Here is a 12,825-nt window from a genome sequence, read left to right as displayed (position 1 = left end):
TACAGAACGAGGAGCGGTAACCACCGCTCCTCGTTATTCTCCCTAACGAAAAGCAACACCGGCGGAGTTACCCCGTGTCGAACACAACTACTTCTTTTCCCGCTCCGATCTACCGCGAACAGGTTCTTGCGCATATCTTTGCCGACGCCCAGCATCTCTTCCTGCCGTCTCTGCTGAAGATTGATCGCGCACACGCAGTCATGCTCCACCGCAGCGGCATCATTACCGGTGAAACCGCATCCGCCTGCCTGCAAGGCATTGACGCACTGAATCTGGATGAACTGCGTTCTGCGCTCTACGATGGCTCCGTGGAAGATCTTTTCTTCCTCGTTGAGAAAAAGCTTGCCAGTGTTGCTGGCGAGGAACATGCAGGAAGACTACATACCGCACGTTCGCGAAACGATATCGACCTCACCATGTATCGCATGGTGCTCCGGTCAAATCTGCTTGGCATCCTCAACGCATCTTTTGAGTTGCGCTCCGTATTGCTGACGATTGCCACGCAGTACCGCGATGCGTTGATGCCCGCATACACACACAACCAGCCCGCACAACCCACGACACTGGGCCACTATATGATGGCCATGATCGAAGTTCTGGAACGGGATGCGGAACGCCTGATCGCCTGCTTTGCTCGAGTGAATCGCAATCCTCTTGGTGCCTGCGCAATCACCACCACCGGCTTCCCCATCCGGCGCGATCTCACCATGCGCCTGCTCGGTTTCAATGGGCTGATTGTGAATAGCTATGGGGCCATCGCGGCCGTCGATTATGTTGCTGAGGCATGCAGCGTCTTGGCAACCGCCATGCTTAGCCTTGGCCGTTTCGCACAGGACATGTTGTTATGGTCCACCGCTGAATTCAACTTCCTGCGCCTGTCCAACGGCTATGTGCAGATCAGCAGCATCATGCCGCAAAAGCGCAACCCCGTGCCGCTGGAACACACACGCATCCTGGCATCCCGTGCGCTTACGGAATCGCAATCCATTCTCGGCTCACTGCACAACACGCCCTTCGCCGATATGAATGATGGAGAAGATTCGCTGCAGCCGCTCGTCGCACTTGCCTTCTCCGATGCGCAGCGCGCACTAACACTTCTTGCAGGTGCCCTCTCCGAAGCAAGCTTCAACACGGAAGAGATGCGGCAACGCGCAGGCAGCAATTTCCTTCCCGTCACTGAAGTTGCTGACACACTCGTCCGCCAGACAGGCATTTCATTCCACAACGCTCATACACTCGTCTCTGCGGCGGTGAAGTCCGCAACCTCGGACAATGTTTCCGCCTTCGTGGATGATCTATTCCAACGCGCCCAGGAAGCCGGCATCGACATCACAAAACAGCAACTGCAACAGGCAATGGATCCAGCGCACTTTGTTGAAGTCCGCTCCGTCGTCGGTGGCCCAGCTGCCTCCGCAATGCAGCCACAGATCGATTACGCATCCCAGCAGCTGAAGCTCGATAGGCAGTGGCTGACCACGGCGCAGAGCAATCTCGTCGAAGCAGAAGCAATGCTTCGGCGCGAATGCCAGATAATCGTACAATCCCATCCATAAACCAACGAACGCAGGAGATGGAAACGGGGCGTCATCCCACCCCCTCCCTGCAGCGTTCCACCAAGAGAGCCAGATGAACGCAACCAATCCGTCCGAGACAAACCTCCGCCGCCAACTCGGATTCACGGGTGCACTCTCCGCCAACATCATCGATATGGTCGGTGTTGGCCCATTCATCACCTTGCCGCTGATTGTGTCTGCGATGGGCGGACCACAGGCGATGCTGGGATGGCTGCTGGGAGCGTTTCTCTCTCTTGCCGACGGCTGCACATGGAGCGAGCTCGGTACTGCGTATCCCGAAGCAGGTGGCTCGTATGCCTACCTCAAATCTGCCTACCCTCTAAAAACCGGTAAGGCATTGAGCTTTCTCTACGCGTGGCAACTTATCTTTTCCGCGCCACTTTCGATTGCCTCTGGATGTATTGGTTTCGCGCAATATGCCACATGGTTTCTGCCCGGCTTTAGTCATACCGCACAAACTGTTCTGGCCCTTCTCGCTTGTCTCAGCTGTACAGCACTTCTCTTCCAGCCCATTCGAAAGATCGGTACGGTGACGCGTGTTTTGGGCGGTGTGGTCATCGCGACTCTGGTTGGTGTCATCGCCATCGGCTTTACACACTTCTCGCCATCGCTGGCATTCAGCTTCCCCCCCAACGCCTTTCATCTGAACAGCTCCTTCTTCAGTGGCCTTGGAGCGGGTCTACTGGTCGCTGCATATGATTACTGGGGCTACTACAACGTCTGCTTCCTGGGCGCTGAGGTGCGCGATCCCAGCCGCAACATTCCGCGCGCCGTCATCGGAGCCATCGTCATCGTTGGCCTCCTGTATCTACTGATGAACATTAGCGTGTTGGGCGTTCTGCCGTGGCAGTCGCTTACCCACAGCAATAGTGGCGAGCGGCAGTACACCATGGCCGTTTTCGTGCAGACGGCCTTTGCCTCACATGCATGGGCTCACGCTGCCGCATCTACCGTAGTTATTTTTATTGCCATCGCATCATTGGCCTCAGTTTACGCACTGCTGCTCGGCTATTCGCGCATCCCCTTCGCCGCCGCACGCGATGGCAACTTCCCTGCGATCTTCGCACGATTGCATCCTCGTCACGGTTTCCCCGTGGTCTCGCTCAGCGTGCTCTGCCTTGTCACGTTGGTCTGTTGCCTCTTTCGACTGCAAGAAGTCATCGCATCGCTCGTAGTGCTACGCATCGTCTTCCAATTCTTACTGCAAGGCATTGCGGTTCTGCTTCCAAAGCACAGGGCCGAACGTGCACGCGCCGGACGGTTCCGCATGCCGCTTTACCCGTTGCCCAGCCTCATTGCCACGGGTACGTTTGTCTTCATTCTGTTATCTCGCCCGAAGATTGTCACAGAGTTCCGCCTGGCCCTCTTCGTACTTGTCAGCGGCCTTCTTATCTATGCCATGCGACACCTGCATCAACGAAAAAGCCAAAGGATGGAAGCGTAGGGGACCCAGAACGACAAAAAGAGCCCTTGCGGACTCCCCATAAACCTTTGATTTTAAGTGGGTTTTGGTAGCGATATCGGGGCTCGAACCCGAACTCTTCGCCTTGAGAGGGCGACGTGTTAACCAGTTACACCATATCGCCACTTTGGGATGGCTGTCACTTACGCGACCTTCTTACTATACCGCAGCAGCAGCCAGATTCCAAATGCTTTGCTTGCAGCTCCTGCCGCCTGAAGATGCCTCATTCCAATATGGATTGAAGCGCACCATAACGAAATACCGCTTTTCGCGAGAAACTCTCAGTCCAGGCTGTTAACAGGCGGCCGTTACAGGCGAATTTGCTCTAAATTCCCAGCCGTTTTACTTCATCGTTGTAATACTTGCGGTACAGGATGTCCCACTCCTGCGTGCCTTCCAGAATGATGCGCTGCTGGGAGGTGATCTTCTGGCGCGCCGCGGCGTCGATTTTCACTTCTTCCGCAAAAAGCTGTTCCAGAATTTTGCGCGCCTCCTGGCGGATGGTGTTGCGATCTTCCAAAAACTCCGCTTCGTCGGTATCAGCCAGCGTGTCGGCGATCACGTGGGCAAGTTTGTTCACCTTATCGCGTGAAATGCGCATTACAGCACCGCCTTGTACTGCTGCACCAGGCGCAGCTTAATCTTCTTAAACATCTCGGGGTAGCTGGCGCCGACTTTAGTCATCTCGCCCTGCAGCTGCTCCAGGATGAGGCGAGCCTCTTCGTTGATGCGATCTTCCAGCGAAAGCTCGTCAACCAGGCCATTGTTAATGCGTTCTGCCAGGACGGCAGGCTTGTCCGTGCGTACGACCTTCGCTTCCTGAAGCCGGCGCACCACCTGTCGCGAGAGATATCCGACGTAATCCTTTGAAAAGAGCATGGGCAAGAGGAGGATAGCACGCTACTTAGTCGCGCTTCACTGCCCTTCGTTCCGCATGTGCCAGATTGGCGGGATTATCGTGCAACAAGCGCTCCACTGGACGGTTGTTCAGCAGGTGTTCCTGCACGATCTCCTCGGCGTCTTTCGCCTTCACAAAGCTGTACCAGACGTTATCCGGATAGATAGCGCAGACCGCGGCATGTTCGCACTGGTCCATGCAACTGGTCTCCAGTACGCGGACACGGCCTTTCAGCCCGGCATCCTTTACCAGCTCCTTCAGTTCATCTTTCAGTTTTCTTGAACCTTCATTACGGCACGAAGGACGCGAGGCGCTGGGATCACGCTCGTTAACGCACACAAGAATCTGCCGTTCCGGAACCGCCATCTTCCCATGCTAACGCCGCTCCGAAGTGAGACAATAGAGCAGAAATGCACCCTGACGATCTGCTCGGCCTCAAAGACGACATGATTGCGTTCATCGCGGGTAACGGCCTGCGGACGGTGAATGCGTATGTTCCGGAAGATGTTCCCTCTGTGATGTTTGAGGAACACGGCCCGGATGCCTGGAAAGACTTTGTCGAACACGCCAAGGCCACGAATGTCGCTTTCGTCACCATGAGCGAAGTTGTGCTGGAAAAGCAGGACATCGAGATGCTGATTGAGCGCACCCGCGTTCATCGCTTTCCGGACGAAGCCGGTCAGGATCTCGATGATGCGCAGTACCTGCTGCAGCACATCGGTAAAACCGGTTATTTGCAGATTGGCTTCGCCTACAACGGCGTCATGTTCCTCTACGAGACGGCAACGGACTGGTATGACCGTTACCAGCAGTGGATGGAAGCAGTGGCCGATCTGGGCAGCATTGTTCTGGATGACAGCGACGAAGACTAATCCCCGCAATGTCAGAGCCAGAAGAAATCACAACCGCGCGAAACGCACACTGGGTCTTGCCAGACGAACCTGGCGTTGAGGCACACGGTCTTGCCGCGGCCCTGGAACAACCGCTTTGGTTTGCGCAGATACTTGTTTCCCGCGGGGTTGAAACTCCCGCAGACGCGCGACGTTTTCTTGTTCCTGACATGGCGGCATTGCACGACCCCATGCTGCTCTGCGGCATGAAGGAAGCCGTTGCACGCGTACTGCAGGCCGTTGCGAAGCGCGAACCTATCCTCATCTACGGCGACTACGACGTCGACGGCACTACCGCCACCGTCCTGCTGAAAACAGCGATCGACCGTATCACACCGGCGGGCGTGCCCTCGCTGGTGCGATACCACATTCCGCACCGCATTCGCGAAGGTTACGGTATGCAGTCCAGCGTGCTGGCCGAAGCTACCACGCAGGGCATTCGCCTTGTCATCAGCGTGGATACCGGCATCCGCGCCTTCGCGGCGGCGGCGGAGTCGAAGCGTCTGGGACTGGACCTTATTGTCACGGACCATCACCTTCCCGACGGCATGCAGGGTATCCCCGAAGCCATTGCGGTGATCAATCCTAACCAGGCCGGTTGCGACTATCCGTACAAGGAACTCTGCGGCGCGGCGGTTGCCTTCAAACTTGCACATGCCCTGCTCCACGCCGCCACAAAACCTGCCGACGATCCCAACGCCTATCGCACGGTCGACTTCCTGGCACTGTGGGACAAGCTGATTCCCTCGCTGCTGAAACTGGTGGCCATTGCCACGATTGCGGATTCGGTTCCGCTCACCGGCGAAAATCGCGTCATCGTTGGGCTTGGTCTGAAGGCCCTTCGTGATCCCCGCCAACACGGCCTTCGCGCACTTTTCGATTTCGCCGGGGTAACTTCTGACCAGGAACGCGGCCCCTCGGCTACTGATATCGCCTTTCGCATCGCGCCGCGCATCAATGCTGCCGGTCGCATGGATGTCGCCGGAGATGTCGTCCGCATGTTCCTCGCACGAACACCGGAAGAAGGGGCTGCGCTTGCCGGGAAGCTCCACCAGCTCAACGAAGAGCGTCGCAACGTGGAATCCAGCGTACTGGCCACGCTTGAGACGCAGATGGAGACCCTGCGCGCAGATGAAGCCTCTCTCAGCACGATGGGCTGCCTCGTGCTGGATGGCGAGGGCTGGCACCGTGGCGTCATCGGTATTCTTGCTTCACGTGTCGTGGAGCGGATGCGACGTCCCGCGTTGGTCATCGCACATGAAGACGGACAAGCTCACGGTTCTGGTCGCTCCGTCTCCGGCTTTCACCTGCTCGACGCCATTACTGCCGCACACTCCGAAGAAGAGCCGCTCCTTTTCGACCGTTTTGGTGGACACGCGCATGCCGTTGGCTTCTCCCTGCCGTCGGAACGCGTTCCCCTGCTGCGTAAACGCCTGTCGACGTACAGCATGGGCCGGCTTTCTCCGGCCCTGTTGCAGGAACGAATTGCAATCGACGCAGAACTCCCTTCAGCGGAAATTAATCCTGACCTGATAAAGAAACTGCATCTGCTGGAACCCTTTGGCCAGGGCAACCGGGAGCCTATCTTCCTGTCACGCGATTGCCAGGTGGAAGAAACGCCAAAGACGCTGAAAGAGCGACACATCAAACTCCGTATCCGCATCTCGCCGGAAGCAACCGTGGACTGCCTGGGATGGAGCCGGGAGATCCTGTGGCCGGAGAGGATAGCGGACATGGGAATCGTACTGGGTTCCCATGTGGATGTTGCGTATCGTGTGCGTGAAAACCGGCACCCACAGTTTGGCGGGGTGGAAATGGAACTGTGCGATCTGCGGCTAACATCCTCCTCGACAACAAATTGAAGCGCCAACCGGGCGAGAGGCGTCCTATACAATGACGATTCGGGCATGAGCGAACAAGCAAGCGTCAACGGCGGCAAAATCGCAATTCGGATTCTGATTGTGGCAGTGGTCGTTTCGGCCCTTGTCTTTGGTATTCGCTACTTCACGCGTAGCGAAGTAGAGATTCGTGTTGCAAAGGCCAGCCATGCCAACCTGGTGAGCAATACGTCCACCACTGGCAAGGTAGAACCCACGCAGAATTTTCAGGCACATGCACAGGAGCCCGGCAGCGTTCAGGCCGTTTACGTGCATAACGGACAGCAGGTCACTGCGGGTACGCTCCTTCTCAAAATGAGCTCCGCCACGGCGGAATCGCGTGTCGAAACGGCGCGCTCTGCCATTGCGCAGGCACAGGCCGCACAAGCCGATATCCACAACGGCGGGTCGAAAGACGAACGCATCGCTATCCTGGGCGATCTGGATCGCGCGAAACTGCAGGTGCAGCAATCGCAAAAGGATCTCTCCGCATTGCAGGCGCTTCAGGCGCGCGGTGCAGCCTCCACATCCGAGGTTGCCGCAGCACAATCCCGCCTGTCGTCCGCTCAAAGTTCGCTGGAGTCTCTCCAACAACGTTCGACCTCACGCTATTCATCGACAGACTTACAACGCGTACAGGCACAGTTGAATGACAGCCACGCTGCTTTGGATGCTGCACAGCAACAGCTCGCCCAGGACGTGGTTCGCGCCCCATTTGCGGGTACGGTCTATTCCCTGCCCGTCAAGGCTTATGACTTCGTTGGCGCGGGAGAAGAACTCATCCAGCTTGCCGACCTGAACCACATGCAGGTGCGCGCTTATTTCGATGAGCCGGAGATTGGCAAACTGAAAGTGGATCAGCAGGTGACCATCAAGTGGGATGCGCGACCGAATCAGATGTGGCACGGCCATATCATCCGCACGCCTACCACTGTCATCACGTACGGCACTCGCAACGTGGGTGAATGCCTCATCTCAGTGGATGATGCGACTGGCGATTTGTTGCCGAACACGAACGTGAACGTTAGCGTCATCACGCAGGAAGTGAATCACGTCCTTAGCATTCCCCGTGAAGCACTGCGCACCCAGGGCAGTTCGACAAACTTTGTGTACCTGATCCAGAAGGGTGTTCTGGTAAAGCGTTCCGTAGGAATCGGGAACTTTAACCTACTGAATGTACAGATCCTCTCTGGCTTGAATGACGGTGACACAGTAGCACTAAATCCGACCAGCAGCTCCGTTGACCTCAAAGAGGGGCTCCAGGTCAAGGTTGTGCAGTAATGAAGCGTTCGCTCCAATTCGTAGCGCCTATCCTGCTGGCATCGTTGTGTGCCGCCGCACAGGTTCCCGTATCTGCAAAAGCCGATGCGCACAATGGCCGCGTGGACAGTGCGTTTGGTGCGTTGGGTAATGCCAGGAGCGCCGATGCTGAATTTCTGCGCTGCGGACTGTATAGCTCCATCGAAGACCGCGACCACGCCATCCAGGCCTGCGAAGCGGCGACTACAGCAGCACCGAACAACAGCACCTACGAACTGGCACTCGCTCGCGTTTATGGCGACAAGGCAGATCACAGCGGAGCCTTCACCGGCATGCGCATGGTGGGCAAGATTCGCGGCGCCTTCGAACGCGCCGTACAGCTTGATGGCTCCAACGTAGAAGCTCTGAGTGACCTCGGTCAGTTTTACGTGGAAGCTCCGGGCATTGTGGGGGGCGGCACGGACAAGGCAAAAGAACTCGCCACAAAGCTGCAACCGCTTTCTGCAGCACGCGCTCATCGCCTGAATGCCATGATCGCCAGAAAGAATCATGACGATGCTACGGCTGAAACAGAATACAAAGCAGCGCTTGCAGCGGGGCATACGCCGGAGGCATGGGTCGATCTGGCTCGCTATTACCGCGACCGCAAGCAATACGACGCTGCCGAAAATGCAGCGCGGTCGGCAATCCAGATAGATAAGGAACACGGCCCCGACACACTGGATGCCGCAAAATTGCTCTTGCAGCTGCATCGTGGCGTTCCCATCGCACAGGCCGGTCTGCGCGGCTATCTGGCAACACCACAGGAGCATGTTGCCGCCTACGCGCAGGCTCATGTGCTGCTTGGCGATAGCCTGAAAGAGTCCGGCGATACCGACGGCGCACAGAAGGAATATGCCGCTGCCCTGGCACTGGCGCACAACTACGAACCGGCACGGAAGGCCGCCGGCAAATGAAAATTTCCTGTCTCCTCCTCTCGTTTGCATTGCTCTGCTCCGCAACTGCGGCGCATGGCCAGGTGTCGCTGTCGACTGTAGTCAATCTTGCCCTCAAAAACAGCCCCAAAGTCCGCGCCGCGAAGGCCGACCTGGATAAGGCAAAGGCGAATAAAAGCGAAGTTCGGGATGCCTACATCCCCGTCGTGACCACCACCTCCGGATATGGCCAGTCCACCGGCGCTCCTCTCAACGTGCCGACGATCTTCTCGATCAACGCGCAGAGCCTGCTTTTCTCCTTCTCGCAAAAGGATTACATCCGCTCCGCCAGTGAAGGGATCAGGGCTGCAGAGTTTGTCCTGCACAACGCTGAGATCGAAGTCGTAGAAGATACGACGAACACCTATCTCGCACTCGATTTCGCCATGCAACGGCGTACAGTGCTGCTTCAATCGCTCGATGTAGCAGATCGCCTTGTCAGTGTCACCAGCGACCGGATCACACTTGGCGTGGACCCGAAGGTGGAGGCTCCTAAGACCCGCCGGACCGCCACCCAGATTCGGTTGCAGGCGCTTCAGGTAGACGATGATATCGCGTCGAATCGACTGCACCTGGCACAGTTAACGGGGCTTCCCGAAACATCCCTCATCACGGATATCAACTCCGTGCCTGCATACCACCTGCATCCAGGAGCTTCAACAACAGATACCGCAAGCCTTCAGGACAGTGACGGAGTGCGCGCTGCCTATGCCAGTGCGCATGCTCGGCAGTACACGGCTTTCGGCGATAGTCGGTACCTTCTGCGTCCGCAGATCAGCCTTGCCGCCAATTACAGCCGCGTCGCGATTGGATTGGCCGATTACGCGGCTTACTACCCAAAGTTTGGATCTCCGGGAAACAGTGAAAATTCCATGAGCTACGGACTTCAGTTCAACATTCCCCTGCTGGACATGGCACACCGCGCCAAGGCCCGTGCCTCTGCCGCCGATGCGGCCCGCGCCTATGCCGATGCCGACATGCAGCGCTCTGTGTACCGTGAAGGTCGCGCAAAACTGCAGAATGCCGCACGCGAACTGGACTTGCGCGCCCAGCTGGCGCGCGATGATCGTGAAATTGCTCAGGACCAACTGGAAACGCTGCAACTTCAGTTAAATCAGCAGGGTGGTAACAGTCAGGGACCTCAGGTTACACCGAAAGACCAGTTGAACGCGCAGCTTCAGGAGCGCCAGAAATACCTCGACGTACTCTCTGCCGACCTACAGCTCCGTCAGACGCAGGTGAATGTGATGCGCCAGACAAACACCCTTGGAGACTGGATTTTGGGTGCAGTCGGCGGAACGAGCACACTCACACCGTCAATTCCTCCGGCAGCGGGAAACAAGACTCCTGACGTTTCTGGGACACAGCCATCGGGCGCTTCCACGACACCGCTTCCCCAGGCGCCAGGTCGCTGACAATCTCTTAAACTTCTCACCCCTGGAACACCTCCGGGTTCCCTTTCTCCGGAAAACAGCGCCAGGGGTGAAGAAATGGTAAAATCGGGCTATTGCCATGGTATTGAAGACACTGCTTCTGAACCCGCCCTCCTTCGAAAACTTCGACGGCGGCGCCAGCTCTCGTTGGCCCGCGACCCGCGAGATTGAGTCCTACTGGTATCCCGTGTGGCTCGCGTATCCCGCCGGTATGCTCGAAGGCTCGCGCCTGCTCGATGCCCCACCGCACCACATCTCCGCGGATGAGACCATCGAGATCGCCAAGGGCTATGAGTTCCTGGTTCTCTTCACCTCTACCGTGGGCTGGGCAGGCGATCACGCGCTGGCACAGGCCATCAAGAAGGCCAACCCGACGATCAAGATTGCCTTCGTAGGACCGCCAGTCACCACGGATCCCGAGCGCGCTCTGAACGAGTGCAGCGCCATCGACTTTATCTGCCGCCGCGAATTCGACTACACCATTGTCGAATACGCACAGGGCAAACCGATCCACGAGATTCTCGGTCTCTCCTACAAGGATGAGAACGGCGTGATCCAGCACAACCCGGACCGTCCGCAGGTGGAAGACCTGGACGCAATGCCCTGGGCCACCAAGATCTATAAGCGCGACATGGATGTGACGCGTTACAACGTGCCGTTCCTGCTGCACCCCTACATCTCGCTGTACTCCACACGCGGTTGCCCGGCTCAGTGCACCTTCTGCCTCTGGCCGCAGACGCTTTCGGGCCACGCATGGCGCAAGCGTTCCACGGACGATGTGGCTGCAGAGTTGAAGTGGGCCAAGGAAAACTTCCCGCATGTGAAGGAGTTCTTCTTTGATGACGACACCTTCAACATCCAGAAGGAACGCACCATCGAGCTCTGCGCAAAGCTGAAGCCGCTTGGCATCACGTGGTCCTGCACCAGCCGTACCACCACACACCGCGACACGCTGAAGGCCATGAAGGAAGCGGGCTGCCGCCTGCTGATCGTGGGCTTTGAGTCCGGCGATCCGCAGATCCTGAAGAACATCAAGAAGGGTTCCACCGTCGAACGCGCTCGCGAGTTCGTGAAGGACTGCCATGATCTCGGCCTGATCATTCACGCTGACTTCATCCTTGGTCTGCCAGGCGAGACGAAGGAATCCATCCGCAACACCATCGACTTCGCCAAGTCGCTCGACTGCGAAACCATTCAGGTCTCCGTGGCCCACGCCTATCCCGGTACAGAGTTCTATGAGTTTGCCGAGAAGCATGGCTACATTACCAACGAGAATATGAACGACGGTGGCGGTCACCAGATGGCGCACATCGAGTACCCCGGTCTGCCTACGGAGTACGTCATGGAGATGGTGCACAAGTTCTACGACGAATACTACTTCCGCCCGAAGGCCGCGTTCCGCGTGGTGTGGAAGGCAATCGTGAACCGCGACGTTCCCCGCCTGTACGTTGAGGCAAAGAGCTTCATGAAGCTCCGCAGCCAGCGCAACAAAGCTGCTCGCGCCAAGAAGGAAGAAAACGCACTGAAGCAGCAGGAATCCGTCAGCATGAACGCGTAAGCGTCATCCTCGGCATCAACACGAAGGGATCTGCTTATCGCAGGTCCCTTCGTTGCATTACCTTTCAGGATCATTCGTGAAGCACCGCCTAAAGTTTTCGCAGTACCTCATGCTCGTCTTCATCATGCTGGGCGCATCCGTCGGCGATGCTTTGTTGAGCCGTGGCATGCGTGAAGTAGGCCCAGTCTCCTTCAGCCATCTTGGACTCCTGCTGGACGCCCTTCTGAACCCTTGGGTTATCGCAGGCATTGTCGTGCTCATCAGCTTCATGGGCAGTTACATGACAGCGCTGTCATGGGCCGATCTCACCTTCGTGCAGCCTGCTACTGCGTTCGGCAACGTGGTCACTGCACTGATCGGCTGCCTCTGGCTGCACGAGGCCATCACTCCCATGCGCTGGGCGGGCATTGCCTGCATCGTCATCGGCGTGGGCTTTGTCGCCAATGGCCCATCGAAAACGGAGCATAAGCACACGATCGCGTTAACGGGAGGCGAAGGCGCATGACGCATCTCTCTGCCGACACCGTGATCACAATCGTCCTCATGGTCGCCGGAGCCACGGTCGGTGAAACGCTGATCTCCGCCGCCATGACACGCGTTGGCGATCTGGATGAGATCCGCGCAAAATCCGGCCTCGCCGGCGCGATCAAAGCCGTCGTTACCTCGCCCTACCTGATCGCTGGCATTGCCTGCATGGCGATCAGTTTTTTTTCGCTGCTATTTGCACTGTCAGGAGCAGACCTGAGTCTGGTCGCGCCAGCAACCAATTCCCTTACCTTCATCGCGACAGCGGTTGCCGCAAAGTTCTACCTGAAGGAAAACGTAGATCGCCGTCGCTGGCTTGCTGCTATCTTCGTGGCCGCAGGCGTTGCTCTTCTGACGCGTTAAAGCATCGTCCG

Annotated in this window: 13 protein-coding genes and 1 tRNA gene; 10 read left to right on the top strand and 4 right to left on the bottom strand. The window is 57.4% G+C overall.

Annotation, left to right across the window (positions count from 1 at the left end):
• The first annotated feature begins 74 nt into the window (after positions 1 to 74).
• Positions 75 to 1,553: an argininosuccinate lyase gene (argH, locus tag AB6729_RS03450; RefSeq protein ID WP_371080160.1), complete on the top strand. Its 1,479-nt coding sequence runs from the start codon at positions 75 to 77 to the stop codon at positions 1,551 to 1,553.
• 73 nt (positions 1,554 to 1,626) lie between these two features.
• Positions 1,627 to 3,018, top strand: coding sequence for an APC family permease (locus AB6729_RS03445; protein WP_371080159.1), 1,392 nt, complete (start codon positions 1,627 to 1,629; stop codon positions 3,016 to 3,018).
• A 65-nt stretch (positions 3,019 to 3,083) separates the two neighbouring features.
• Here the strand turns inward: AB6729_RS03445 and AB6729_RS03440 are convergent.
• The 4 genes from AB6729_RS03440 to AB6729_RS03425 form a co-directional block, all read right to left on the bottom strand.
• Positions 3,084 to 3,160 (bottom strand) — tRNA-Glu (locus AB6729_RS03440).
• Between the two features lie 201 nt (positions 3,161 to 3,361).
• Entirely contained in the window at positions 3,362 to 3,637 is a 276-nt protein-coding gene (locus AB6729_RS03435) for a DUF507 family protein (RefSeq protein ID WP_047487031.1), read from the bottom strand.
• On the bottom strand, positions 3,637 to 3,915 hold the full coding sequence (locus AB6729_RS03430; RefSeq protein ID WP_371080158.1) for a DUF507 family protein: 279 nt from the start codon (positions 3,913 to 3,915) through the stop codon (positions 3,637 to 3,639). The genes AB6729_RS03435 and AB6729_RS03430 overlap by 1 nt, the downstream gene beginning before the upstream one ends.
• Before the next feature lie 25 nt (positions 3,916 to 3,940).
• Positions 3,941 to 4,300, bottom strand: coding sequence for a ferredoxin (locus tag AB6729_RS03425; protein WP_371080157.1), 360 nt, complete (start codon positions 4,298 to 4,300; stop codon positions 3,941 to 3,943).
• 44 nt (positions 4,301 to 4,344) lie between these two features.
• Between AB6729_RS03425 and AB6729_RS03420 the strand changes: the two genes are divergently transcribed.
• From AB6729_RS03420 to AB6729_RS03385, 8 genes are all read left to right on the top strand, one after another.
• Positions 4,345 to 4,806, top strand: a complete 462-nt coding sequence (locus AB6729_RS03420; protein ID WP_334237791.1) for a hypothetical protein — start codon at positions 4,345 to 4,347, stop codon at positions 4,804 to 4,806.
• 56 nt (positions 4,807 to 4,862) lie between these two features.
• Positions 4,863 to 6,686 (top strand): single-stranded-DNA-specific exonuclease RecJ, encoded by a 1,824-nt coding sequence (gene recJ / locus AB6729_RS03415; protein WP_371080156.1) that lies wholly within the window; start codon positions 4,863 to 4,865, stop codon positions 6,684 to 6,686.
• Positions 6,687 to 6,731: 45 nt separating this feature from the next.
• Complete coding sequence (locus AB6729_RS03410; RefSeq protein WP_371080155.1) at positions 6,732 to 7,982, top strand: efflux RND transporter periplasmic adaptor subunit; 1,251 nt, start codon at positions 6,732 to 6,734, stop codon at positions 7,980 to 7,982.
• Positions 7,982 to 8,917 carry a tetratricopeptide repeat protein gene (locus tag AB6729_RS03405; RefSeq protein ID WP_371080154.1) on the top strand — a complete coding sequence of 312 codons (936 nt, stop codon included), beginning with the start codon at positions 7,982 to 7,984 and terminating at the stop codon, positions 8,915 to 8,917. The genes AB6729_RS03410 and AB6729_RS03405 overlap by 1 nt, the downstream gene beginning before the upstream one ends.
• On the top strand, positions 8,914 to 10,350 hold the full coding sequence (locus tag AB6729_RS03400) for a TolC family protein (RefSeq protein ID WP_371080153.1): 1,437 nt from the start codon (positions 8,914 to 8,916) through the stop codon (positions 10,348 to 10,350). Before AB6729_RS03405 ends, AB6729_RS03400 begins: the two co-directional genes overlap by 4 nt.
• Positions 10,351 to 10,447: 97 nt before the next feature.
• Entirely contained in the window at positions 10,448 to 11,926 is a 1,479-nt protein-coding gene (hpnJ, locus tag AB6729_RS03395) for a hopanoid biosynthesis associated radical SAM protein HpnJ (RefSeq protein ID WP_371080152.1), read from the top strand.
• A gap of 76 nt (positions 11,927 to 12,002) precedes the next feature.
• Positions 12,003 to 12,431, top strand: coding sequence for an EamA family transporter (locus AB6729_RS03390; RefSeq protein ID WP_371080151.1), 429 nt, complete (start codon positions 12,003 to 12,005; stop codon positions 12,429 to 12,431).
• The gene (locus AB6729_RS03385) at positions 12,428 to 12,814 is read left to right on the top strand and encodes an EamA family transporter (protein ID WP_371080149.1); all 387 of its coding nucleotides are present in this window, start codon (positions 12,428 to 12,430) and stop codon (positions 12,812 to 12,814) included. Before AB6729_RS03390 ends, AB6729_RS03385 begins: the two co-directional genes overlap by 4 nt.
• Positions 12,815 to 12,825: the final 11 nt, after the last annotated feature.

Source organism: Terriglobus sp. RCC_193 (assembly GCF_041355105.1).
Classification (GTDB): domain Bacteria; phylum Acidobacteriota; class Terriglobia; order Terriglobales; family Acidobacteriaceae; genus Terriglobus.
This window is presented reverse-complemented; position numbering and strand designations above follow the sequence as displayed.